A 24826-nucleotide genomic window follows, 5' to 3' on the forward strand; every position below is an offset into this window, starting at 1 on the left:
ACGTTCCATGAAGGGAGGTCCTCGATTGAAAGAAGATGATCCAACGTTGTACATCGTTCCCACGCCCATAGGCAACCTTGAGGATATGACATTTCGTGCCGTTCGGGTTTTGCGGTCGGTTTCCTGTATTCTTGCGGAGGATACCCGCCAGAGCGGCATTCTCTGCCGCCATCATGAAATCTTCACGCGCCGGGTGAGTTTCAACGAACACAACGGCGCCCAACGGATTCCCTGGATTATCGACGAGATGAAGCGGGGGGCTTCGTTTGCCCTTGTCAGCGATGCCGGCTGTCCAGGAATCAGCGATCCGGGACAACCCTTGATTCGCGAGGTCGTCGCATCTTCGTTGCGTCTGGAAGTCCTGCCGGGACCGTCCGCGGTCCCCACCGCTCTGGCCGGCAGTGGTTTTGTCGCCAACAGCTTTCTTTTCGAGGGATTTCTGCCGCGCAAGGGAAAGGAACGCCAAGCCATCCTTCAAGCCCTGGCGACCGAACGTCGAACCATGGTGCTGTTCGAATCACCTGTGCGCCTGGTTGCGACCCTGGAGGATCTTGCGCGGATCATGGGACTCGATCGAAGGGCGGTGGTGGCGCGGGAATTGACGAAAATTCATGAAACCTGGCATCGGGGCAGCCTGAAGGACCTGGTCGAGGGGTTTGTCCAAACGCCACCCCGGGGGGAAATGGTGATCGTGATCGAGGGAGCGGTCAAGCGTTTGGTCGCCGTCGATCCGGAAGAGATCGATCTTTTGATCGATGGCGCCCTGGCTGAAGGGATGGGGGTCAAGGAAATCGCCCGGTCGGTTGCCGAACGGACCTCTTCAAGCCTCCGTGACGCCTATGACCGGGTCTTGCGGCGGAAACCTTCCCCATGACCTTCCCGCGCCGATGGCTGGGCCGACAGGGGGAACTCCAGGCGCAACGCTTTCTTCGTTCCAGGGGGTGTCGTCTCCTTGACAGGAATTATTCCACCCCGATGGGAGAAATCGACATCGTTGCCAGGGATGGCTCGGTTGTCGTGTTTTGTGAAGTCCGGACGCGGAGTCAGACGACGACCGATGCCGACGCCATCGCCATTGCCGGCGAATCGGTCGGCGTGGTCAAACAGAATCGTTTGCGGAGACTTGCCGAATCCTATCTCCAGAGTCATCCCAAGCTGGGTCAGTGTGACTGTCGTTTCGACGTGATCCTGGTTGGCTGGCGATCCGGTCAGTGGAGGATTGAATGGATCAGGGATGCCTTTCGTCCGGGTTGGTAGCGACGGTGATGGACTCGGGTCGAGAGGCGAAGATGCTATTTTTTGACTTGCCTTGTCGGGGTATGAACCGGATGATGACGGGGGCGGTGGCCAGGGTATCGCGAAAACGATCTCCCGATGTCTTGCCGCTTGCAGTTCATCAAAGTCAGGACGAATCGAGGTGCGGCATGAACAGGACCGTGAAGGGCATGACTGTGGTCGGGATGCTTCTGTCCCTGGGAGGATGCGCCCCCATGATGGCTGGAGGGGGACTGGTCGCCACCAACGCTGTGGCGGAGCGGCGGGGACCCGACAGCTTCATCGAAGACAACTGGGTGGCCTGGAAGATTCGCAGTGCCTACATCAGCAGCGACAGGGTCCAGGCGGGAAACATCAACGTATCGGTCTACAATGGCCGGGTGCTTTTGACCGGAACCGCCTCTTCCAAGGATGAAATCCGCGAGGCCATCGCGATTGCCAGGAAAACCCGGGGGGTGACCGATGTCTCCTCGGAACTGGCGGTTCAGCATGCGACCGCCATGGAACTGGCCGAGGACATTTGGATCAGCAACCAGGTCAAGATCAAACTGTTGGCCGATCAGAAGGTGCGCGGCCTGGACATTCATGTCGAAACCACCAAGGGGGTGGTGTTTCTGACCGGGATGGCCAAGACGGTCCCCGAACGTGATCGCGCCATCGAAATTTCCCAGGGGGTCAAGGGGGTCCGCGAGGTGGTGTCCTATATCGAGGTCGAGGGAAAATCCTTACCCCTGGCGGGACAGGACTCAGGGGAACGGATTGGCAAGCCGGGCAACCGCGTGGTCGATCCAAGGCCTGATCGTTCGAGGAAGGAGTGATCGGTGGGTTTGGGCCGGGTCATTCCCGAACCGGTGCGGCGTGGTCTGGAAGAACTTCTGGGCGACGACCGGTTTTTTACCGCCACGGCGGCCCGCGAGGCCTACGCCTGGGACAATACCGGTTACCGCCATCTTCCCGATGCCGTTGCCCTGGCCCGGAGCGAGGAAGAGGTCCGCGCCATTCTTCGTTTATGCCTGGAATACCGGGTCGGCGTGACGCCGCGGGGGGCGGGAACCGGAAATGTGGGGGGGGCGTTGCCGGTCCAGGGGGGGCTGGTGCTTTCGACCCAACAGATGAACCGGATCATCGAAATCTCGACCGATGACCGTTATGTGGTGGTGGAGTCGGGCGTCGTCAACGGCGATCTGCAAAAACGGCTCGAATCGTTGGGATTGTTCTGGCCTCCCGATCCCTCCTCGGCCCGATCATGTACCATCGGCGGCAACATCGCCATGTGTTCCGCAGGACCCGGGGCAGTCCGCTGGGGGGTGACCCGGGACTGGGTATTGGGGTTGGACGCGGTATTGATGGATGGAACGAAAATTCGTACCGGGGGCCGCACGACCAAGGGGGTGGTGGGGCTCGACCTGACCCGGTTGCTGGTCGGCTCGGAGGGGACCCTGGGGGTGGTGACGCGGGCCATCCTTAAACTGGCACCGATCCCGGAAGAACGTTTGCTGTCGCGCCTTTCCTTTTCCAGTGTGGAGGCGGCGGCGGTGGCGGTCAACCGTCTGTTGTCGGGACGTCAGGTCCCCTCGGCCATTGAATTTCTCGATCATTCCGCTCTGGATCTTCTGCGGCGGGAAACGGCGCTGACCCTGCATCCGGAAGCCAGGGCGATGCTGTTGCTGGAAGTTGCTGGGGCGGCGGCGGGATTGCGGCAACAGGTCGCCGAAATGCTGCGGGAGATCGAAACACTCCATCCCCTGGAATGCACGACCCCGGTCACGGGGGAGGCGGCGGCAGCGGTTTGGGCGGCCCGAAGCGCCCTTTCACCCATCCTGAAAAAACTGGCGCCCAAAAGAATCAACGAGGATGTCGTTGTTCCTGTTTCACGCCTTCCTTCCCTGATGGCGGGTCTGGCGGGTATTTCCGCCGAATCGGGGATTCCGATCGTCAATTTTGGTCATGCGGGCAATGGAAACATCCATGTGAACCTGTTGGTGGATCCCGCGGACCGGGCGGTCATGGATCGGGTTTGCGGCGTGTTGGACCGGGTGTTTCGTCTGGTGCTCGATCTGGATGGCTCGCTTTCCGGAGAACATGGCGTCGGCATCCAGAAACAGGCGTACATCGCCTGGGAGTTGGACGAGGGATCCTTGAGACTGCAACGGGAAATCAAGAGGATTTTCGATCCGTCGGGACTTTTGAATCCGGGCAAGGTCTGGCCCCCTTGCCTAAAAAGAGGGGAAAAAAATGCCGCGCCGATTGACAAACCGGTGAATCATCAATAGAATGAATAGGTTTTTCACTGGAGATACTGCCATGACCAAGATCGCTGAAATCATCCTTCCGGAAGGCTATCGTCCTTCGGAAAACGAAACCTACATGGAACCCCGTCAGAGGGCGTTCTTCTATCGTCTGCTGGGCGAATGGAAGAAACAGCTTCAGGAGGAGGCGACCAAGACGGTATCGGTCATGACGGAGGAAAAAGCGGTCTTTGCCGATCCCGCCGACCGGGCGACGCTGGAGACCGACCGCAACTTTGAATTGCGTACCCGTGATCGTGAACGCAAGTTGATCTCCAAGATTGAACGGACCATGGAGGCCATCGAGGCGGACGATTACGGCTATTGCGAAGAGTGCGGCGTCGAAATCGGATTGAAACGTCTGGAGGCCCGACCCGTCACCGATCAGTGCATCAGTTGCAAGACCCGGGCGGAAAACCGGGAAAAAGTCGTCCGCACCTATGAGGATGAATGATCGAGTGCCGGCCAAACCCAATACGATACCTGCCGTTCGGACGCAAACACGTTTGGAACCCGACCCGGCCCCCGCCGTTTCCGTGGTCATTCCTTTTTTCAATGAGGAAAAAAATGTCGCACTGCTTCTTGACAAGGTGCGGCGGGTCATGGAGGGGTTGGGCGGAAGTTTTGAAATCGTCTGTGTCAATGATGGCAGTACGGATGGGACCGAGGGAATACTCGACGCCATCGCCGCGGAGCATTCCCGGATCCGATTGGTTCACTTCCGGCGCAATCATGGCCAGACGGCGGCGATGATGGCCGGATTCGAATTTTCCCGCGGAGCGGTGGTCGTGACACTCGACGGCGACCTCCAGAACGACCCGACCGATATTCCCCGACTGCTTGAAAAACTTGAAGAAGGCTATTCGCTGGTTTCCGGCTGGCGCAAGGACCGCAAGGACGATGCCCTTCGGCGCAACCTGCCCAGTCGTGTCGCCAACCGGCTCATCTCCTCGATTTCCGGTATCCACCTGCATGACTATGGCTGCACCCTCAAGGCCTACCGTCGGGATATGATTCGCGGCATGCACCTTTATGGGGAGATGCACCGTTTTGCCCCGATCTATGCCAGTTGGCAGGGGGGGCGCGTCGCTGAAATACCCGTGGCCCATCATCCCCGTATCCATGGGGTGTCCAAATATGGTCTGAACCGAATTTTCAAGGTGCTTCTGGATCTGATGGTGGTGAAGTTTCTGGGTGACTACCAGACAAAGCCGATCTATGTCTTTGGCATGTTCGGTTTTTTATGTTTTCTTCTGGCGGGTGGGGCGGGGGTGTACGCTTTGTATTTAAAATTTGCCCAGGGTATTTCACTGATTCAGACGCCTCTGCCCCTGCTGGCGGTATTCTGCGCGGTTTGTGGTGTCCTTTCCATTTTGATCGGTCTGATCGGAGAATTGCTGGTACGGATCTATTATGAAGTCCAATCCAAGCCCATCTATCATGTCCTTCGGACTGTGAACATGGATGAAGGTGTCTGAATTTGTGTGGCATCTGTGGCTTCCAGGGGCAGGGCGAACGTCGGCATCTGCTGGCGATGACCCGGGCCCTTTCCCATCGGGGTCCGGATGGCGAGGGATTTTTCGAATATCCGGAAGATCGTCTTTTCTTGGGTCACCGACGTCTTGCGATCCTTGACGTGGCGGCGGGCGTTCAACCCATGGCCAACGCCGACGGCACCGTCCAGGTTGTATTCAATGGAGAAATCTACAACCATGGATTGTTACGGCGGGAACTCGAATCCATGGGCTACCGCTTCCGGAGCCATCATTCCGATACCGAAGTGCTCGTTCATGGGTACCAGGCCTGGGGAGAGAATCTGCCACAACGCCTGAATGGCATGTTTGCCTTTGCCATCCATGATCGCCGTGGCCGGAAGGTGTTCATGGCCCGGGACCGCTTTGGCAAGAAACCACTTTATTATGTTCATCAACCGGGTTTTTTTGCCTTTGCTTCGGAAATCCGTTCATTGTTGCAGCATCCCGGGGTTCCGGACGATTTGGATGCCGAGGCCATTCGCGGCTTTTTTGCCTATTGTTTTTTCCCGGCGCCGTCCACCCCTTTTCGGGCCATACGCAAATTGCCCGGAGGGCAGTGCCTCGTGTATGACATGAGCCGTTTCACCCTGGAGATTCGCCCCTACTGGGGATTTCATGTGACTCCGGACCCGGAGCTGTCGCACGCCGATGGCGACCGGCTGGCCGAGGAACTCCTGGGTCTGCTGGAAAATGCGGTCAACCGACGGCTGGAAAGTGATGTCCCTCTGGGGTTTTTGCTGAGCGGCGGGGTTGATTCCAGCGCCATTCTCGCCCTGGCCGCCCGAACCCTGCCGGTCGATCGGTTGCATACGTTTTCCATTGGTTTTGCCGAGGCCTCCTTCGACGAGTCGGCGCATGCCCGTTTCATGGCCCAGACTGCCGGAAGTCGGCATTGGGAGCGGTCGTGTACCCTGAATGATGCGCGGATTGACCTGCCCGCTCTGCTCGAACGCTGGGATGAACCCTTGGGCGACGGTTCCATTCTGCCGACCTACATGGTCTGCCGTTTCGCTCGTGAACGTGTCACGGTGGCCCTGACCGGAGATGGCGGCGATGAAATGTTTGCCGGCTACGATCCGTTCCAGGCATTGCATCCCTCCGGGTATTTCAATCGATGGGTGCCGGGATGGCTTCGCTCCGCCCTGTATGTCCTGTCCCTGAAGTTGCCGATTTCCGAACGGAACATGGGTCTTGATTTCAAGATTCGCAGTTGGTTGAAGGGGGTGCGTCATGCGCCCGCCTATTGGAATCCGGTGTGGATGGGGGCGCTCTCCCAGGAGGATTTGTCACTCCTTTTTGGACGCCCTGCCCCGTTGGACGAGGTGTACGCCCAGGCTCTGACGGCCTGGGAATCCTGTCCCTCACCCAATATCGTCGACCGCAGCCTGGAATATTTTACCCGTTTCTATCTTCAGGACGATATTCTTACCAAGGCGGATCGGTGCAGCATGATGGTCGGAATGGAATTGCGGTCTCCATTTCTGGATAATGATGTCGCTGCCTTTGCCGCCCGGTTGCCCCACGATCTGAAGATTCGCCGGGGGCAACAAAAGTGGATTCTCAAGAAGGCTTTGGCGGGAGTGGTGCCGCAATCGATACTTCAACGACCCAAAAAAGGGTTTGGCATTCCCCTGGCACGGTGGCTCAAGGAGTTGCCGATGCCCGAGGCCGGTCGGGAGGCGGAAGTCATGAACATTGGCTGGTTGCGGCAACTATGGCAGGAACATCGGGAAGGCCAGAGAGACGCCCGCCATGCCCTTTGGTGTTGGATGACGCTCAATACGTTTCTTTCGGGCATTCCTTCCAGGTCAGGAGGCCAAACAGGCCAGGTACGGGATCTCTGATCGTCTCAAGGTCGGTGTCTCTTCGGAGGTGACCGTGGTTCATCGATATGAAACGACATTTTATGATATGACCACCCGGGTGAATGTCCGATCGGCGCGGATCATCACCCGTCTGATGCAGCAACAATTACCTGTACAGAGCGTGGTGGATTTTGGATGCGCTCAGGGGGGGTGGTTGACGGCCTGGCAGGAATTGGGGATCGTGGATCTGATGGGGGTCGATGGCCACGATGTCGCGCAGGGACGCATGCTGATCGACAAGCGCCTTTTTTTCCAGGCCGATCTGCGTCATCCGGTGCGTTTGGGAAGACGTTTCGATCTGGTCGAAAGCGTGGAGGTGGCGGAACATCTTCCGGTGGAACACGCTGCCGACTTTGTCGCCACCCTGGTGCGGCATGGCGACCTGGTGTTGTTTTCCGCCGCCCCTCCCGGGCAAGGGGGGGAATATCATGTCAACGAGCAACCTTATGAGTACTGGCGGGACCTTTTTCTTGCCCAGGGATACCACCTGTTTGACTTTCCTCGCTGGGCGGTACGCAATCATCCCCAGGTGCAATCATGGTATCGTTACAACCTGTTCCTGTATGTCCACGAGGGGGCGGTGGAGCGTTTGCCCGAGGCGGTACGTCGGCATGGTCTGCCTCCGGGGGCACGCATACCCGATTTGGCCCCATTGTTCATTCGTTTGACACGCCAGGTGGTTCGGTTGTTTTCCGTGAAGACGCAAACCGCCATCAGCCAATGGTTGGCTCGATGGCGATGAAGTTTTTCCAGGTTTGGCGGTTTGGTCCTTTCATTGCCGGTTGGGGTTTGACCGGTTTTCGCCTTTTTTCCGGGCGATCAGATCCTTCAGGCGGTGTTCGAGGACGGTTTCGGCATGACGGCCTGTCAAAAGAACCCGCAGGGTCCGCCAGATGCGGTAGGGCCGGCTCAAATAACCAATCATGTAATTTGTAGTCATAAAAAATAGTCGATAGGCTCCCAATGCTTTTGGGCCGACATGGTCGTTGAACGTCAGGAGCGGCAGGCGTGAATAATCGCCGTTCAAGGAGGTCAAGGCCATGAAATACGAATCGTTGATGACCAAACGGCCCGATTGCACCAGGTTTTTGAAGATGACTGTTCCGGGATAGGGAGAAAAAATGTTGATGCTGACCTCATCGACTCCCAGGAAGGCCAACCTGAAGCCGAACAGAAAAGTTTTGACCATCTGGCGGAGTGTTTCTCCGGGGAAACCGATGATCAGGTTGGTCCGTAGCACCAGACCCAGTTTGTGGGCCACCCGCAGGGAATCCACCATGCGGTCCAGTGATATTTTCTTGGCGATGGCCTTGAGCGTTTCCTGGGAACCGCTTTCCGGGGCGTAGACCAGGTAGTTGCACCCGGTCTTCTGGAACAGGGTCAGGCTTTCTTCATCGAGCGCTTCGCTGCGGGTTCCGGAGGGGAGGGACCATTGGATGGCGATATTTTTCTCCAGGAGACGGTTGCAGAAGGCGATGGCCCAGGTTTTATTGGTGATTGCCGTCAGATCGTAGAGTTGGATGGCCTTGATGTCGTACTTCTGAATATAAGTTGTGATCTCATCGACGACATCCGCGACGTCGCGCAGGATATAGCGGGTAGTCCACATTTCCTCGCTTGAACAGAAGGTGCATCGGTAGGGACAGCCGCGGGAAATCATCAGCGGCATGTCGCGTTCCGACTGCACGCCGTAGGATTTTCCCGCCTGCCAGAATTTTTCCAGATAGCCTTCCGGCCAATGTGGCCAGGGAATCCGGTCGATGGAGCGGATGCGTGGATGCGCCGGTTGTTGCTGAAAGACGCCTTGATCATCCAGAAAGGAGACCCCTGTCAACAGTCGGGGATCTTCACCCCGGAACAGACATTCCGCCACGTTGGCCAGGACCTCTTCTCCCTCGCCGTGAACACACAGATCCAGTTCTGGACAATCCCGGAGGATATATTCGGCCAGGGCGGTGGCGTGTTCGCCGCCGCCCAGGAACAATGCCTTGGGGCAATGTTCCCGGAGTCTTTGGATCAAGGACCGTTGTACGGGCCATTCTCCGGAAAACATCAGTGAGAAGCCAATGAGGTCGGCATCCACTGGAACCATTTGGACGATGCGGTCAAAGGTGAGGCCATGCGCCCGAAATCCAGGAAGATTTGGAATTGGCCAGGATTGGTTGAGCCCTTCGGCGATGGCATCGATCAGCAGGGCTTCGATCCCTTGTTTCCGGAGATAACCCAGAAGATAGGCCATGCCAATGGAGGGAACCGCCTCATTGTTGATGGAATTGTCCGAGAATACGATGGGACCCCGGACCAGGACGACACGGGTCCTGGTTCTTCTTTCCGATCGTTCATTCGTCACTTTGTTGTCCATAATTGTTTATATCTTGAAAAAATAGTGAAAGAAAAAAGGGGGCTGGGGGATTGCCCCCAGGGTTTTGACTTTGTTTCTAAAGAATATCAAGAGTGGAACTCGGATCGAAGCGTCCCAGGTTGATACTGCCACCATCGTGCAGGATGGTAACCCTGCCTTTCAGCTTTGGCCAGAGATCCGCGGAGCGAAAGTGCAGAAGACGGGGCGATGACGGTCGTGATGCGTCCGTATGAACCAGGGTGATGCCCTGGTCCCATGGCCAATGCAGGTTTTTTGAGTTGTCATCGAAGCGGATTCCGGCGATGTCCACAGGATTGGGACCGGCAGTGGAAAGAAGGAAGTCGCCACCGGCTTGAAACAATGTTGGATCCGGATGCCAGGTTCCCTGGGAATTACCGGGAAGGTGGTGTTCGATGGTTTGCGTCGCGGCGGGAAGTCGAGGGGACTGGAACTGGGGGGACAGGCGCAGCATGGCGGTGTTTTGGCCTGAATTGCGCCACTGGATCGCCAGGGAGGGGCCGTTCACGGGTTTTTCCTCCAATCGAATTTCCAGGGAGCGATGATTGTTCAGCAGGAAAACGCCACGGTCACCCAGACCAGGATTCCAGGCGGTGACATGGGAAATGGTGCGCGATGAAGAAGAACCGTCGCCATCATGGGGCAGAGAGACGCCACAGGATAGGGCTCCGTGAGAGAGATGGAAAAACAGGATTGATATGTCATTATACGCCACATCCTGGCAGGGATGGCTTGGATCAAGGAGAATTTCGACCTGCTCCGGCGGAAATGAGTAGTTTTGTCTTCTGTCTGCGAAGTGGCGCAAAATGTTTGGATAGTCGCGAATCCCTTTGTAAATGTTATGCAATAATTGATCACCCATAAGCCCAAAAAGAACAAGTCCGCTCAGAAGCACTATTTTACCCTGGAGGGATGGCAACAGACGTTTGAAGATTATGAGCGGTTCTCCCTTGCGCCCGATGAGAGCGATTCCCGCTGCCAGGGTGCTGGCGACGATGACGTTCAGCACCAACGTGGTGACCTCGAACACGCGAACGAACAGATGACCCGGATGGTTCAAATGGAAGTCCAGCATGGAAGCCATGCAAACGGAAATGAAAAGGGTCAACCAGAACAGGAGTTCCAAACGACGGCCCGGAGTGAACCACCAAACGCCCAGGCCCAGAAGGATGACGGAAATAATGTTTCCTCTGTAGAATGTGGTCCATTCCGTCACTGCCAGGGGAACTGCGTGCAGGTTGTGGGACAGGATGCCGATGAGGTCGGGTTTGATGTGGTTATCGATGTTGAAGTTTTGATGGTAGTTCAACAGAGGGAAAAACAGAGGAAGCAGCAGGCTGAAAACAGTTACACAGGTGGTGGCGGTCATCCACAGAAGGGGGCGACGGCGTATTGGTCGATCGGCGATGGCATACCACAGCCAGATGACCAGGGTTACCAGAGCCCACATTTTGCCAATGGCATGCCACAATCCCATGATCGGAAGGAGGAACAGCAACAGGGGGGCGCTCCGTTGCCGCCAGCGGATGATTGCACCCCAGGACAGGAAGGCCATTCCCAATACCGTATTGGAGTGGGGGGTGGATAGCAGGGGAAGTCCACCCATCAGCATGATGGAAAACAAGGCCAGGGCGATTCCGGTTGTGCTTGCGGGGCAAAGCTGCCGCAACCAATAGTAGAACCCCACCAAATAAAGAAAATGACCCGCCATCACAAGCAGATCATGGCCTGCTTCCAGGGAGAATCCAAGTGCGTGCAGTCCCAACAAGGTGATGGAATGCAGTGGATAGGGTTCGATTGTGGCGCGAACGAACAGATCCCAGGCAAATCTTTTGGACCTGTCTGAAAGTTCTGGATCCTGAAGATCAAGAGTTTGAATGCTTTTCAAGGCCGGGCAGTTTCTGTCGAAACATTCGGCCATGCGCACGGCGTGAAAGATGCGCACATAGCTGTCATCCACCTCGACGGGGAGTTCCCGGACAAGGATTGGATAAACGACATAGGCCATGTGAACAATTAGTGTAACAATAAAAATAAATTTTACTATTTTTTCAGCGTTTCCAGAAGTCTGGCCGAAGGGACGGGATGGTTGGCCGGAGGTTGGGTTTGCCCTTGCGGAGGACTGGATGTATTTCCATGGTGCATTAAAAGTCATACTTTAATATATCCATTGTCCTGCGACACAATTCGCGACCAAAATCGGTCCACATTCCCTCACCCCAGTAACGGTAGCAGCTTGTCTGCGAGGTCAGGAGGTGGAACAGGGCGTTGCGATAGCGGTATTCGTGGGCGACGGCTTTGGGATCGGGGATTTTTTGATGGAACAGGACGCTGGCCTCTTCCATGGGGCCCAGAACGTGTTCGTATCCTTTGACCCAGGAAATGTGATGGGTCCATGATCCGCCGTCGATATGGAAATGGGCGTCTTCCTTTTTAAGATCCGCGATCACCAGGGCAAGGGATTCGGGACCGGCGCCAGGGCGCATGCGCTCCCAGATGCGTCGTTGAAACAGGGGTTGCACGATCGGTAAATCGATGTCCCGAACCCCCGAGGCCAGCAAATGTTCCAGGTATTCGGTCACATTCATGGCGGGATGCCGGCTGCCGGAACATTCCCGCATGACGTCGATGTATTTGGGGGGAAATTCGTTCATCATCACCCCGCCGTTTTCGCCATCGGCAATCTGGGTCACGAGGGGTGGAATGGTTTTTCCCGCCAGGGAAACAAGGGGACGTCCTTTGGCCTCGTAGTAGGGTTGCATCTGTCCGACCAGTTTGGTGTCGGATCCCTGGGTTTTGATGATGGCGATGATGCTTTCGCTGCGGCCATCGGAATGGGTGCAGACCAGGCGGTGGGGCAGATAAGGTTGTCGGGAGGGGGCGCCGGTCTCGGGTTCTTCGACGGTGTGTTCCTGCACCAGGACCCACTGGTAACCGTTTTCCTTGAGGGTGCGTACAAAATGCCAGGCGACATCGGGATGATTGGGCAGGGCCATCTCCGAAGGGGAAAAACCCCGGACCCGGCGGAGTGCCTCGACTCCGAAAATGGCCGCGAAATGATGGCGCCAGGCCGCGACATGAAGACGGTAGTCCGCGACCGGGGTCGAGGGGGCCACCGGATGGCCCCAGGGAACCCCCAGCCACTCCACGCACCGGCGATAGTCGGGCGATTGGGTGATCTCCCGAAGATCGGCGATCGCATCATCGGCCCCCATTTTTTTTAGTCCATGAAACAAGGTGCCCGAATAGTCGAACATGACCCGCGGGGATCGCCCTTCGTGAACCAATTGTTTGATGATCCGGCCCATGCGGCGATAACAGTCGAGAAAGACTGGCGCATTATGGTTATCGCCCATTCCGGGGTGATCCATCATGAACTTCAAATTGCTGATGACCTCCGCTTCGTGCAAGGGTCCGCGACCTGCCGGGACCAGGGGCTGGTGCATGTGCAGAGTGATGGCGAAGGCACTTTGGATGGATGAAAAGGATCGATCGCTTTCCGAAAGGAAAACAGGGCGTTCCCGATCACCGGCCAGGATCTGGTCGAGCCATTCGTCCGAACCGGACAGATTGGGCAGACCATCGAGGGAGTCAGGCAGTTGGTTCATGTGGGCTCCGGCGTGCCGAAAACTATTGTGGGTCCAGGGGGATCATCCCCCTGGTGGGGACCGGGGCAAAGCCCCGTCGGCATCATTTGTGGCGGATGAACTCGTAGATATTGAGATAATCCTGACCCGGATGGTTCCACGAATAATCCATGTTTAGGCCATTGGTGCGGATTCTTTTCCAGAACTCATGATTGTGGTAGAGGCCGAACGCACGAAACAATGCCGACTCGATCCCGGCATAATCAGCCGATTCGAAGACAAAGCCGTTTTTTTCCTCCATGGGCTTGGGGGCGAAATCCCAGTCGAAGACGGTATCGACCAGCCCGCCGACCGCACGCACGATGGGAACGGTGCCGTAGCGCATGGCGATCATCTGCGTCAATCCGCAGGGTTCGAACAGGCTGGGAACGATGAACATGTCCGACCCGGCATAGATCAGTCGCGACAATTCCTCATTGAAGCCGATTTCAAGGTGGCAGTGGGGGTTGTCGTTGAGATGATGCTTCAGGTGCCAGAAATAATCGTTGATGCCATATTCGGGACTCGTCCCCAGAAGGATGAACTGGGCATGGTTCTGGATGGCGGTGAACAGGGCATGGCGGATCAGGTGGACCCCCTTCTGGGTATCGAGGCGGCCAACATAGGAGACGATCGGTCGGTCGCAATCTGCCAACAACAGACGCTGACGCAGAGCGGTCTTGTTGGCGCGCTTTCCCGGAAGATCGTCCGCATCCTGAACCGAAAAATGGTGCGGAATGTGCGGATCCCATTCAGGGTTCCACATTTCATAATCCAGTCCGTTCAGGACGCCGCCAAACTTTGAACTGAATCGGTGCAGCGTGTGACCCATGCCGTAGCCCTGATCGGTATGCATCGCCTCCCAGGCATGTTTCCGTGAGACGGTCGTGACAAAATTGGCATAGACGATGGCGGACTTGGTAAAATTGATGGCAAAGGGGTTGTGGTCGTCCCCCATGCGCTCCAGAGAAAAATAATGTTCCGGATGATTGAGTCCGGTGGCATACAGGGCTTCCATGCCGGCATGGCCCTGGTGCTTGAAATTGTGGATGGTATGGATGACCCGGGAATTCGTCATCCCCAGGGGGGCATAGATTTCGTAGAGAAGCGGCGCCGTCAGGCCCGTCTGCCAGTCATGCGAATGGATGATGTCGGGTCGCTTTCCCGATTTGTACATGAATTCAAGGGCGGCCCGGGTGAAAAAGGCGTAACGCATCGCTTCGTCGTGGAAGCCATAGAAGGAGCCACGATTGAAGAAATGGTCATTGGAATGTGGATCGATGAAAAAACAGAGTTGGCCATGAACGTGACCCGAATGGACCGTACAGTGGATGGCGCCATTCCACCAGGGGACCCACAGATTGTCATAACATACCGCCAACCCCCAGACATGATCATAGCGGATGCAATCATATTTGGGCAGAATCACTTCAACGGCATTTCCCCGGATGCGCAATTCCCGGGTCAATCCATACACCATGTCGGCAAGCCCGCCCACCTTGGCTGCCGGGGCGAGTTCTGAAGAAATAGTCACGATATACATGAATCGAATGCTCCAAACCCTTCCGGGAAAGAGATCCTCTTGATGAAAGACACGTCAGCCATGAGGGGGTGCATGCCCCCGGTCAAGGAACGTGCATGGATGATGAATGCTCCGTTCCGGATCGGGCGACGTTTTCGGCAATTTTCTGTCCCGAGGAATCGGAAGTAAAGTTCCTCTGGTCATCTCCGGATTGCTGGTGGATCAAGATCAATGCTCCCAGGGGAGGCAAGGTCAGAGGGAGCGAGTGCGGGCGACCGTGGGCCGGGGTCTGCACAGAATGGACCCGTCCACCATTGCCGACGTTGGACCCACTGTATTTTTCCGAATCGCTGTTGAAAATTTCGGTATAAAATCCGGGATTGTTGATTCCCAGGTGAAAATTCCCCCGGACGACGGGGGTGAAGTTGCAGACGATGACGATGTCTCCGGAACTCCGGCCACGGCGAATCCAGGAGAGAATGCTTTGATGGTGGTCGTTGCATTCGATCCATTCGAAGCCTGCCGGATCATGGTCCAGGTCATGCAACGACAGCAGTCCGCCATAGAGCCGGTTCAAATCCTGAACCGCCCGCCAGATCCCTTGATGAAAGGGAACCTGTTCCAGAAGATGCCAATCCAGGCTGACGTTATGGTTCCATTGTTGTCCCTGGGCAAATTCGTTGCCCATGAACAGCAGTTTTTTGCCGGGATAGGTGAACATGAAGGTGTAATAGCAACGCAGATTGGCAAATTTTTGCCAGGCATCGCCGGTCATCTGATCCAACAGGGAACCCTTGCCGTGGACCACTTCATCGTGGGACAGCGGCAGGATGAAGTTTTCATGGAAACAATAGAGCATGCCAAAGGTCAGATGGTTGTGATGATGGGAACGATGGATCGGTTCCTTGTGCATGTATTCCAGGGTATCGTTCATCCATCCCATGTTCCATTTGAAACCGAACCCCAAGCCACCGGCATCGATGGGACGCGATACCTGGGGCCAGGCGGTCGATTCCTCGGCGATGGTAATGGCGCCATGGCCTTCCTCGTAGACCTTGGTGTTGAGGGTACGGATGAACTCGATGGCTTCAAGGTTTTCCTTGCCGCCGTACTGGTTGGGAATCCATTCGCCGGATTGACGCGCATAGTCGTTGTAGAGCATGGAGGCGACTGCATCGACCCTGAGTGCGTCAAGATGGAATTGTTCGATCCAGTAAAGGGCGTTGGCAATCAGGAAATTGCTGACCTCCTTTCGACCAAAGTTGTAGACCAAAGTGTTCCAGTCGGGATGGAAGCCACGTCGCGGGTCTTCATGTTCGTAGAGCGCGGTGCCATCGAATCGGGCCAGGCCATGGCTGTCGGTGGGAAAATGGCCGACGACCCAGTCCATGATGACCCCGATCCCTGCCTGATGCAGACGATCCACCAAGTAGCGCAGATCGTCGGGTTGACCGTAACGGCAGGTGGGGGCAAACAGGGCGGTTGGTTGATAGCCCCAGGATCCTTCGAACGGAAATTCCGACAGGGGCAAAAATTCGACATGGGTAAAGCACAGATCCTTGAGGTAGGGGACGAGTTCATCGGCGAGTTCGCGATAGGAAAGGCTGCGATTGCCCTCTTCGGGTTTGCGCCGCCACGATCCAAGGTGAATCTCGTAGATACTCATCGGCGAATGATAATAATCGTGACTCTGCCGTTGTTCCATCCACGACTGGTCGTTCCAGGCGTAGGTGCTTGGTCCCTGGACGATGGAGGCGTTTCCGGGGGGAAGTTCGGAGGCGAAGGCGAAGGGGTCGGATTTGTTGGGTTGCAGGTCACCGAAGGGTCCCTTGATCTCGAACTTGTAGAGTTCTCCGGGGTGGACCTGGGGGACGAACAATTCCCAGATGCCGCATTCCTGTCGCAGTCGCATGGGGTGGCGCCGCCCGTCCCAGTTGTTGAAGTTGCCGACGACGCTCACCCTCTGGGCGTTGGGGGCCCAGACCGCGAACATCGTCCCCTCCATGCCCTGGATCGAGCGGGGATGGGCGCCGAGATGTTCGAACAGGCGCCAGTGACGCCCCTCGGAAAACAGATGGACATCCAATTCTCCAAGGATCGGGGGAAGCCGGTAGGGATCTTCCATGACGACGGGGCCGGAACCGAAATCGGCGATAAACCGGTGATCGAAAGGACCCGGAGGGTGACGCAGATGCATGGCGAACAGCCCCCAGTCATGAATCAATTCCATGCGACCCAGGTGGTTGCCGGAATCGCGATCGACCAGTTCGACATACACGGCCCCAGGTTGAAAGGTTCGGACAACCATGGAACCATCTTCGAGAGAATGCATCCCAAGGAAGGCAAACGGGTCCCGGCAATAGCCGTTGACAACCTGATCGATGAAGTAATGCGGATGAAGTACGATACCCGATTCCTGGTTGTGATGTGTCATGGTGCCCCTTTCCTTGGACCGTGGCCATTCATGAGGAACGTTGTCAGGTGTGTCATCCGGATACGGAAGCGCCTCGGATGTCCAGGTATGCCGCCTTGCGCTCAGTGGGATGACAGGAAATATACCATCGATCTTTCCGGTTTGACCATGTTTTTCATCCTTGACCATTTCCCATGCCCGTGGTCGCGGCATGGATCATGGTGTGGTCTGGCATGTGATGGTCCGTCGTTTGCATGTGAGGATCTGTTTGTATTCGGTTCGATGTGGGCAAGCCTTGAATTCCACTGAACCGTCTGGATCATGGATCAAGGTTTCAACGCGAGCGACTTAAACCTAAGGAGTGTCCGGCCATGAGCCGCGATCCCTACCGAATCGACGACCATAAATTGATCTATCATCCGGCCCGGGCTGCCCAGGTATTGGCGGTGGCTGGCGAATGGGAGCGGGCCCGACGGGTCTATCCCATCTATCTGGAAATCGCTCCGGTGGGGGCCTGCAATCATCGTTGCGTTTTCTGCGCCGTCGATTATATCGGTTACCAATCGGTCCGTCTGGATTATGAACTTCTGGCCAGGCGGGTTCCCGAAATGGGGCGTTTGGGGGTCAAAAGCATCATGTATGCCGGGGAAGGGGAACCCTTGCTGCACAAGGAGATGGCCCGGATCGTGACCATGACTCGAAACGCTGGCATCGATGTCGCCATCACCACCAATGCCTCGGTTCTTCCTCCCGGGTTTGTCGAAACCGCCCTTGAATGTCTTTCCTGGCTCAAGGTGTCCATCAATGCCGGGACCGCGGCCACCTATGCCGCGCTGCATCAGACCCGTGAGAGCGATTTTTCCAAGGTGATCGGCAACATGACCGCCATGGTGCGGCAAAAACGGGATCGGCGCCTTTCCTGTACCCTCGGGGCGCAGATTCTGCTGTTGGAAGAAAACAGTCACGAAGTCGAAACGCTGGCGAAAATTTGCCGCGACGACATCGGACTGGATTATCTGGTCGTCAAACCCTATTCGCAACATTTGTTCAGCAAGACGCAGCGTTACCGGGAGTTCGACTACCAACGCTTCGTGGCCCAGGGCGAGGCCCTGGCCCATTTGAACACCGACCGGTTTCACATCGTCTTTCGTGGCCACACCATGAAAAAACTGGCCGATGGCCATCGTTACGAACGGTGTTATGCCACGCCGTTCCTCTGGGGGTTTGTCATGGCCAATGGAACCGTTTCGGGATGCAGTGCCTTTCTGCTGGATCGACGTTTCGAATACGGCAACATCAAGGAACAGACCTTCCAGGAAATCTGGGAGGGAGAAGGCCGGCGCAGGGGGTTCGAACATGTCATGAAGGAATTGGACATTTCACAATGCCGCGTCAACTGCCGCATGGATGAAATCAACCGCTACCTTCATCGGATCGATACTCAAGCGGTGCCCCATATCAATTTCATCTGAGGGTCGAAGGGGCATCTCCCTGCCGGGCAACATTGTGTCCGAACGGTATTTTCCCCGACCGGTCGTCCTCCCCGGACTGTTTCAGGAGAAGACGGCGGGCAGGGAAAAGTGGGTCAACCGATCGGGGGTGACTCCGATTTTCATGGTCCATCCGCCATTGGTGTCCTCATAGGACAGGACATGACGATGGGGACAATAGTAGGCATTGGATTTTCTGAAGAAATCCTGGAGCCGATGCCGGGCGCATTTGTCGCAAACTCCCATTGGATGCATTTTCATGGTTTTCTCTCTTTTTTCTCGAAGGTGTCGTCCTGGTTTCGATTGACGCAAATTTACGGTTCGAATTTTTTCTAAAGAATATTTGGAACGTTTGAAACCTTGTTGGTCTTGATTGATGGTGCGGGTTGTTTTTTTATTGAAGGTCAAACAGGGAAATCATGGAAAGATACCATTGCATCCAACTGATTTCGTTATTTTTTCATGGTCAACGCGCCATCATTCTTCTCTTGGTTCAATCTGGAGCGGGTTGACCTGTGAGTCAAACTTTGAAAAATGCATGCCACGATGTCCGTCCGGTTGGGTCGCATGTCTTGAGCGGAGGCTTTGTTTGCATCCCCTGGGGCCCCATGGTACAAAATCCGGAAGGATTCCGGTCTTCCAGACCTGCGACACCAGTCTACAGTGACGACCCACCTTATTGATACCGAAATGTGAACGGATAAAATCATGACCGCACCCACCCCGGAAGAGATTCCCCTGCGACTTTTCAACAGTTGGAGCCGGAGCATCGAGGATTTTCATCCTCTGGTCTCCGGGGAGGCGCGGATCTATAGTTGCGGGCCGACGGTCTACAATCATGCCCATATCGGCAATCTGCGGGCCTACGTGTTTACCGATACCCTGCGTCGCACCCTCAATTGGAAGGGATATTCGGTTCAGCATGTGATCAACATCACCGACGTGGGCCACCTGACCTCGGACCAGGATGAAGGCGAGGACAAGATGGAACTGGCCTCCAGGACGATGGATCAGGACATCTGGAAGGTCGCCGCGCACTTTACCCAGGCGTTCAAGAGTGATCTGGCCGCGCTCGACATCCTGCAACCGACCCTGTGGAGTACCGCCACCGATCACATTCAGGAGATGATCGATTTTGCCTTGGCGCTGGAGCGGGGCGGGACGACCTACGAACTCGAATCGGGTTTGTATTTCGACACCACCCAGGTTCCCGCCTATGGGTCGCTTGCCCTGACGCCACGGGATGGACAGGCGGAAGGGGCCCGCGTCGAGCGGGTCGAGGGAAAGCGCAACCCCACCGATTTTGCCATCTGGCGCCGTTCGCCGACTCCGGGGAAACGGCAGATGGAATGGTTGTCCCCCTGGGGTGCGGGTGCGCCGGGATGGCATCTGGAGTGCTCGGTGATGAGCATGAAGTATTTGGGGCGACGCTTCGACATCCATACGGGGGGGATCGATCACCGCGAAATTCATCATTGCAACGAAATTGCCCAGAATCAGGCATTTTCGGGGGATGCCCATCCTGGCGCCAACTGGTGGATGCACAATAATTTCCTCATCGATCGTGGGGGCAAGATGTCCAAATCCAGGGGACAGTTTTCCACCTTGTCCTCGTTGGTTGCCCGAGGAATTCATCCGCTTGTCTTTCGTCTCATGTGCCTTTCGACCCACTACCGCTCCGAGATGGAGTTTTCGATCGAATCCCTCGCGGGTCAGTTGGTGCGTCTGAAGCGTTTGGTCGGGGCGGTGACGGCATTGCGTCAGGGTGTGGAACCGGCGGTCTGGCGGCGTATTTCCGATGAGATCGTTTTTTCCTCGGGGGCCGCGTTCACCTGGCCGCGAAGGTTTCTCGAAGAGGGGATTCCCGATGAAGGGCGGGACATTCTCATACGCTTCGACCAGGAGTTGTCGCAGGACTTGATGATTCCCCGAATTCTGCCGTTGCTCGATGAGACAATTCATCAGGGGGCGCTTTCTCCCGAGGTGCGATTGCGCCTTCTGGCCAGCATGGACCTGGTTCTTGGACTGAAACTGACGACCCTGGTTCGTGACGATCTGGTGCTGCGCCCCGAATCGGCGGTTCTTGAACGCGAAGAGATCGAATCCTTGCTCGGCCAGCGCCAATCGGCCAGAAAGGCCAGGGATTTTGCTTCCGCCGATCAAATTCGCAACCGTCTGGTCTCTGCCGGGGTCGAGATCATGGATGGCCAGGATCCGGCATGGGAATGGCGTCCCATGCTTGATTGAATCGTGGCTGCAAGCGTGGCAACCTCAATTTGAAATGCGATTGTCCTGCATGGAGTGCTTTTCAAGGGGGACAAATGAAGGTAAACTGAGCCGAAAATGGCGATTTTATCCGTTGTTTGGCGTTTATTTCGAGGAGAAACCATTCATGTTCCCTTCCAGAACCATGATCCTGGCGGTAGTGACGGTGTTTGTTGCCGGTGTGCTTTCAATATCGGGCGCCCAGGCCAAATCGGAGGAAAATCAGGCGGAAAAACTGTGGCTCCATGCCCTGGAAGGAAATCCGGTGGGGGTCAAGAAGGCCCTGGATCAGGGAGCGGATGTCAATTTCCCCAGCAAGAGCGGCATGACGCCGTTGATGTGGTCGGTCCAGGAGGGACATGACGAGATTGCAAGCTACCTGTTGAAGAAGGGGGCCGATGTCAACGCCTTTCATTTGCGTGGCGGTTGCAGCGCCCTGATTCTCGCCGCCGAATGGCTTCGTCCGGAAATGGTCGATCTCTTGATCGAACACGGCGCCGATACCAATCTTACGACCAAACGCCACTGGACGGCATTGCTCAAAACGGCCGACCTCAAGGTCAAGGATGCGGAGGAAGGGAAAAAACAGATTCGGATCGCCCAGTCGCTTCTCGCCAAGGGGGCCGATGTCAAGGCGGCGAACGGCGATGGCCGTACCGCCCTGATCCTGGCGGCCAATCGTGGCAATGTCGAAATGATTCAGTTGCTCCTCAAGCAGGGGACTCCCGTGGATGCCCGGGATCGGGAGGGGTATACCGCTTTGATGATGGCGGCCCTCGGGGGACATGACAAGGCGGTTGCGGCACTCCTGGAAAACAAGGCCGATCCGGAGATTCGTCATCCCTGCGGTTGTACCGCCTTGATGTTCGCGGCGGAAAAGGGCCATGACAAGGTGTTGCAGGGGTTGATCGACAAGGGGGCCGATGTCAATTCCAAGGGCGAGGACGGGATGACCGCCCTGATGCTCGCTTCCAAGAATGGCCGTGTCGATGCGGTGGCGGCGTTGATCGCCGCCAAGGCGTTGGTCAACGAGGTGAACAAGGAAGGGGCCACCGCCCGTCTCCTGGCGACCGAGTTCGGACATGACGAGGTGCAGATGCTCCTCAAGGAGGCGGGGGGACGGTGCCTGTGATCGGGAGGGAGGATTGAGGTTTTCGAAAACCTTTGCCTGGTTGTGTCGATGACGTGGAACCTGGGTCCTGGATGGCGTGGAACGGGAAGCGGCTGGTGTCGATTTCCCACTGTGTCCGGTGGACCGTCTGGTCGTGGACATCGGGTCATGGAGCGTTTGTGGTGGTTGCGTTTGTGGGGCGCATTCCTGATCGCGGTCGTGGGGTTTCAGTGGCCTCTCCAGGCCCAGGATTTGATGGCTGCCCACGTCGGTTCCACCACCAGTCATGACAAGTTGCCAGCCCTCGATGGACCCTTCGACTCGGGTCGGGAGGTGACTCGGGCCTGCCTGGGATGCCATACCGAGGCGGCATCGGCCATTCGCGGGACCGTCCACTGGACCTGGGAATACAGCCATGCCACTCTGGGGAAAACCTTCGGCAAAAAGAATGTATTCAATACATTCTGCGGTTCCGTGGTCAGCAACATGCGCGAATGCACTTCCTGCCACATCGGTTATGGTTGGCAGGATCCCGGGGTCACCGAGGTTTCGGATGATCAGGTCGATTGCCTGGTCTGTCACGAGAAGACGGGGAAATATAAAAAATATAACTATGGTTCTGCGGTCTTGAAATTTCGTGACAAGGTGCTGAACAAACCCGACTTTGTCGCGATGGCCAGAAGTGTCGGGCGACCCGGGCGGGCCAATTGCGGTTTTTGTCATTTCCACGGCGGATCGGGTGATGGGGCCAAGCATGGGGATCTGGATTCGTCCCTGATCCGTCCCGATCGGTTCCTGGATGTCCACATGCAGGAAGACGGATTGAATTTTACATGCGTCACCTGTCATAACGCCCCCAACCATCAAATCACCGGTTCACGTTATACGATGAAGGCCCAGGATCCACTGGGGATCGACCGTCCCGGTCGGACCGACGGTTCGAGGAGTTCATGCGCCTCCTGTCATGGTAACGCCCCTCATCGCTTTCGGAGCAAATTGAATGATCATGTCGATCGGGTCGCTTGTCAGACCTGCCATATTCCAGCCATGGCCCGGGGCGGTGTCGCGACCATGGTCCATTGGGATTGGCGTTGGGCCGGGCAGAACAAGGGAAATACCGACATTCCCGAGGTTCTTCGGACGGCGGGACATCTTCCCGAGAAGATCAGCATCCGTCACAGCCGGACCCATGGGACCTCGTTGTGGGGGGAAAACCTGACGCCGCGTTATGCATGGTTCAATGGCAGGGTCGATTATCTGTTGCGCAACGAGCCTCTGGACCCTGAGGGACCGATTCAGGTCAATCGCATCTTTGGCAGTGCCGCCGATTCTTCGTCGCGGATTTGGCCGTTCAAGAACATGTGGGCCATGCTCCCCGTCGATTCGACCCATCAGACGTTGGCGGTCAACCACACGGTCAAGAGCGATGCCGACGACAAGGAAGCCTTCGAACATTCCGCCGATTGGCAGCGTTCCGTGGCGGCGGGCATGGCGGCGGCGGGTCTTCCATTCAGTGGTGCGGTTGGTTTTCGTCCCGGAGTGATGTATTTTCCGTTGACCCATATGATCGCCCCGCGGGAGCAATCCCTCAAATGCCGCGAATGTCACATGGATGGCGGTCGCATGGATGGTGTCGAGGGGATCTACATGCCGGGGCGCAACAACAATCCCTTGTTGCAGCAGTTTGGCAGGGGTTGTGTCCTTCTGACTCTGATCGGCATGACGATACATGCCTCCTTGCGTATCGTGATGCGGCCAAAAAGACGGTTGCGAACCTCATGACGCACCATCCCGAACTGTTCTTTACCCGATACGAACGCTTTTGGCATTGGACCCAGGCGGCGTTGATTCTGGCCCTGATGATCACCGGATTTCATGTCACCGGTTTTTTCCATTGGCTCGACTATGAACTGTCGGCCAGCTGGCATCGGACCTTCGCCACCTATCTGGTGGCCTTGTGGGCCTTCACCATCTTCTGGCATTTGATTACCGGTGAATGGCGGCAATATATTCCCTCCACCGAGAAGATGCTCGAAGTCTTCCATTATTATTCCAGGGGGATGTTCGATCCCTATCTTTCCCATCCGTTCAAGAAGACCCGGCGCAGAAAACACAACCCGTTGCAGCGTATCGCCTATCTGATCCTGACCATCGTCATCTATCCGACCTTGCTGGTGACGGGGTTCATGTTCGCCGAATACAACAATTGGCACCTGGTGGGCATTCCCTGGACCTGGCTGGAAAATGTGGCGGGGGTTCATGTCGCCATGGCCTATGCCATGGTGTGTTTTTTTCTCCTTCATGTCTATATGGCATTCACGGGGCGTCCTGCCACGGCGGCCATCAAGGCGATGATCACGGGATTCGTCGAGGTCGAGGATGTGGAGCTGGACCCCCATCGCGACTATCGGTTGTTGTTGATCGAGGACGATCCTGTCATTGCCTTGATGATCCAGGGATGGCTTGATGGCAAGGAGGTTCGCGAAGGTGAGTCGATTTTGCCGATCAATTTTTCCATCGACCATGTGGAAAACCTGGTGGATGCCGCCAGAATGTTGAAACAGGGTGGTTTTGATCTGATTCTTCTGGATCTTTCCCTTCCCGATTGTGATGGGATTGAAACCTTTCGTGCCGTGCGGAAAAATGCGGTGGATCTTCCCATTCTGGTGATCAATGAATTGGAGAACGAGGAATTGCAATCACGGGTGGTTCACGAGGGGGCCCAGGATTTTCTCATCAAGAAAAATCTGAGCCGCCGAATACTTTTGCGGGCGTTTCGTTTTGCCCTTGAGCGGCATCAATGGTTGATGCAGGGACGATGACGTGGTACCCCTTGGGTTCAATTATTGAAAGAAAAAAGGTAACTGCCCAGGTACCCCCAGGTCCCAGGATTATTGAAAGAAAAAAGGGGTCTGGGGGATTGCCCCCAGGGTTTTGACTTTGACTTTGTTTTTCCACGCGCCCTTTCACCCGAAGCGAATTTCCGCAGTTTTTGCGGAAATTCGCGCAGGCGCGCGCCTTGGTCTGCCTTTCTTCGCGTTTTTTGCGAAGAAAGG

At 56.2% G+C, this 24826-nt stretch carries 19 protein-coding genes; 13 read left to right on the forward strand and 6 right to left on the reverse strand.

Features of this window, described 5'->3' with window-relative positions; genetic code table 11:
* The first annotated feature begins 7 nt into the window (after positions 1-7).
* From rsmI to HQL76_03530, 8 genes are all read left to right on the forward strand, one after another.
* Positions 8-874, forward strand: coding sequence for a 16S rRNA (cytidine(1402)-2'-O)-methyltransferase (gene rsmI, locus HQL76_03495; protein ID MBF0108222.1), 867 nt, complete (start codon positions 8-10; stop codon positions 872-874).
* Positions 871-1257 (forward strand): YraN family protein, encoded by a 387-nt coding sequence (locus HQL76_03500; protein MBF0108223.1) that lies wholly within the window; start codon positions 871-873, stop codon positions 1255-1257. The genes rsmI and HQL76_03500 overlap by 4 nt, the downstream gene beginning before the upstream one ends.
* Before the next feature lie 167 nt (positions 1258-1424).
* Positions 1425-2093 carry a BON domain-containing protein gene (locus HQL76_03505; protein MBF0108224.1) on the forward strand — a complete coding sequence of 223 codons (669 nt, stop codon included), beginning with the start codon at positions 1425-1427 and terminating at the stop codon, positions 2091-2093.
* A gap of 3 nt (positions 2094-2096) precedes the next feature.
* Positions 2097-3548 carry an FAD-binding protein gene (locus HQL76_03510; protein MBF0108225.1) on the forward strand — a complete coding sequence of 484 codons (1452 nt, stop codon included), beginning with the start codon at positions 2097-2099 and terminating at the stop codon, positions 3546-3548.
* Between the two features lie 31 nt (positions 3549-3579).
* The gene (gene dksA / locus HQL76_03515) at positions 3580-4017 is read left to right on the forward strand and encodes an RNA polymerase-binding protein DksA (protein ID MBF0108226.1); all 438 of its coding nucleotides are present in this window, start codon (positions 3580-3582) and stop codon (positions 4015-4017) included.
* The gene (locus HQL76_03520) at positions 4010-5041 is read left to right on the forward strand and encodes a glycosyltransferase family 2 protein (protein ID MBF0108227.1); all 1032 of its coding nucleotides are present in this window, start codon (positions 4010-4012) and stop codon (positions 5039-5041) included. Before dksA ends, HQL76_03520 begins: the two co-directional genes overlap by 8 nt.
* A 2-nt stretch (positions 5042-5043) precedes the next feature.
* Complete coding sequence (gene asnB / locus HQL76_03525) at positions 5044-6942, forward strand: asparagine synthase (glutamine-hydrolyzing) (GenBank protein ID MBF0108228.1); 1899 nt, start codon at positions 5044-5046, stop codon at positions 6940-6942.
* 34 nt (positions 6943-6976) lie between these two features.
* Positions 6977-7705: a methyltransferase domain-containing protein gene (locus HQL76_03530; GenBank protein MBF0108229.1), complete on the forward strand. Its 729-nt coding sequence runs from the start codon at positions 6977-6979 to the stop codon at positions 7703-7705.
* A 30-nt stretch (positions 7706-7735) separates the two neighbouring features.
* Here HQL76_03530 and HQL76_03535 read toward each other — a convergent pair whose 3' ends face one another.
* The 5 genes from HQL76_03535 to glgB form a co-directional block, all read right to left on the reverse strand.
* A complete protein-coding gene (locus tag HQL76_03535) occupies positions 7736-9325 on the reverse strand; it encodes a B12-binding domain-containing radical SAM protein (protein MBF0108230.1) in 1590 nt (529 codons plus the stop codon).
* 76 nt (positions 9326-9401) lie between these two features.
* On the reverse strand, positions 9402-11351 hold the full coding sequence (locus HQL76_03540; protein MBF0108231.1) for a hypothetical protein: 1950 nt from the start codon (positions 11349-11351) through the stop codon (positions 9402-9404).
* A gap of 136 nt (positions 11352-11487) precedes the next feature.
* Positions 11488-12951, reverse strand: a complete 1464-nt coding sequence (locus tag HQL76_03545; protein ID MBF0108232.1) for a glycosyl hydrolase family 57 — start codon at positions 12949-12951, stop codon at positions 11488-11490.
* An 82-nt stretch (positions 12952-13033) separates the two neighbouring features.
* Entirely contained in the window at positions 13034-14512 is a 1479-nt protein-coding gene (locus HQL76_03550; protein MBF0108233.1) for a glycogen synthase, read from the reverse strand.
* An 82-nt stretch (positions 14513-14594) separates the two neighbouring features.
* Positions 14595-16925, reverse strand: a complete 2331-nt coding sequence (gene glgB / locus HQL76_03555) for a 1,4-alpha-glucan branching protein GlgB (protein ID MBF0108234.1) — start codon at positions 16923-16925, stop codon at positions 14595-14597.
* Positions 16926-17275: 350 nt separating this feature from the next.
* Here glgB and HQL76_03560 point away from each other — a divergent pair, with 350 nt between their 5' ends.
* Positions 17276-18376 (forward strand): radical SAM protein, encoded by a 1101-nt coding sequence (locus tag HQL76_03560; protein MBF0108235.1) that lies wholly within the window; start codon positions 17276-17278, stop codon positions 18374-18376.
* Positions 18377-18457: 81 nt separating this feature from the next.
* Here HQL76_03560 and HQL76_03565 read toward each other — a convergent pair whose 3' ends face one another.
* Positions 18458-18655, reverse strand: coding sequence for a hypothetical protein (locus tag HQL76_03565; GenBank protein MBF0108236.1), 198 nt, complete (start codon positions 18653-18655; stop codon positions 18458-18460).
* Between the two features lie 447 nt (positions 18656-19102).
* Here HQL76_03565 and HQL76_03570 point away from each other — a divergent pair, with 447 nt between their 5' ends.
* The 4 genes from HQL76_03570 (at position 19103) to HQL76_03585 (ending at position 24592) form a co-directional block, all read left to right on the forward strand.
* Entirely contained in the window at positions 19103-20641 is a 1539-nt protein-coding gene (locus tag HQL76_03570) for a cysteine--tRNA ligase (GenBank protein MBF0108237.1), read from the forward strand.
* A 145-nt stretch (positions 20642-20786) separates the two neighbouring features.
* Positions 20787-21791 carry an ankyrin repeat domain-containing protein gene (locus HQL76_03575; GenBank protein ID MBF0108238.1) on the forward strand — a complete coding sequence of 335 codons (1005 nt, stop codon included), beginning with the start codon at positions 20787-20789 and terminating at the stop codon, positions 21789-21791.
* 147 nt (positions 21792-21938) lie between these two features.
* On the forward strand, positions 21939-23552 hold the full coding sequence (locus HQL76_03580) for a tetrathionate reductase family octaheme c-type cytochrome (GenBank protein MBF0108239.1): 1614 nt from the start codon (positions 21939-21941) through the stop codon (positions 23550-23552).
* The gene (locus HQL76_03585; GenBank protein ID MBF0108240.1) at positions 23549-24592 is read left to right on the forward strand and encodes a cytochrome b/b6 domain-containing protein; all 1044 of its coding nucleotides are present in this window, start codon (positions 23549-23551) and stop codon (positions 24590-24592) included. The genes HQL76_03580 and HQL76_03585 overlap by 4 nt, the downstream gene beginning before the upstream one ends.
* Positions 24593-24826: the final 234 nt, after the last annotated feature.

Source organism: Magnetococcales bacterium (assembly GCA_015228815.1).
Taxonomy (GTDB): domain Bacteria; phylum Pseudomonadota; class Magnetococcia; order Magnetococcales; family UBA8363; genus UBA8363.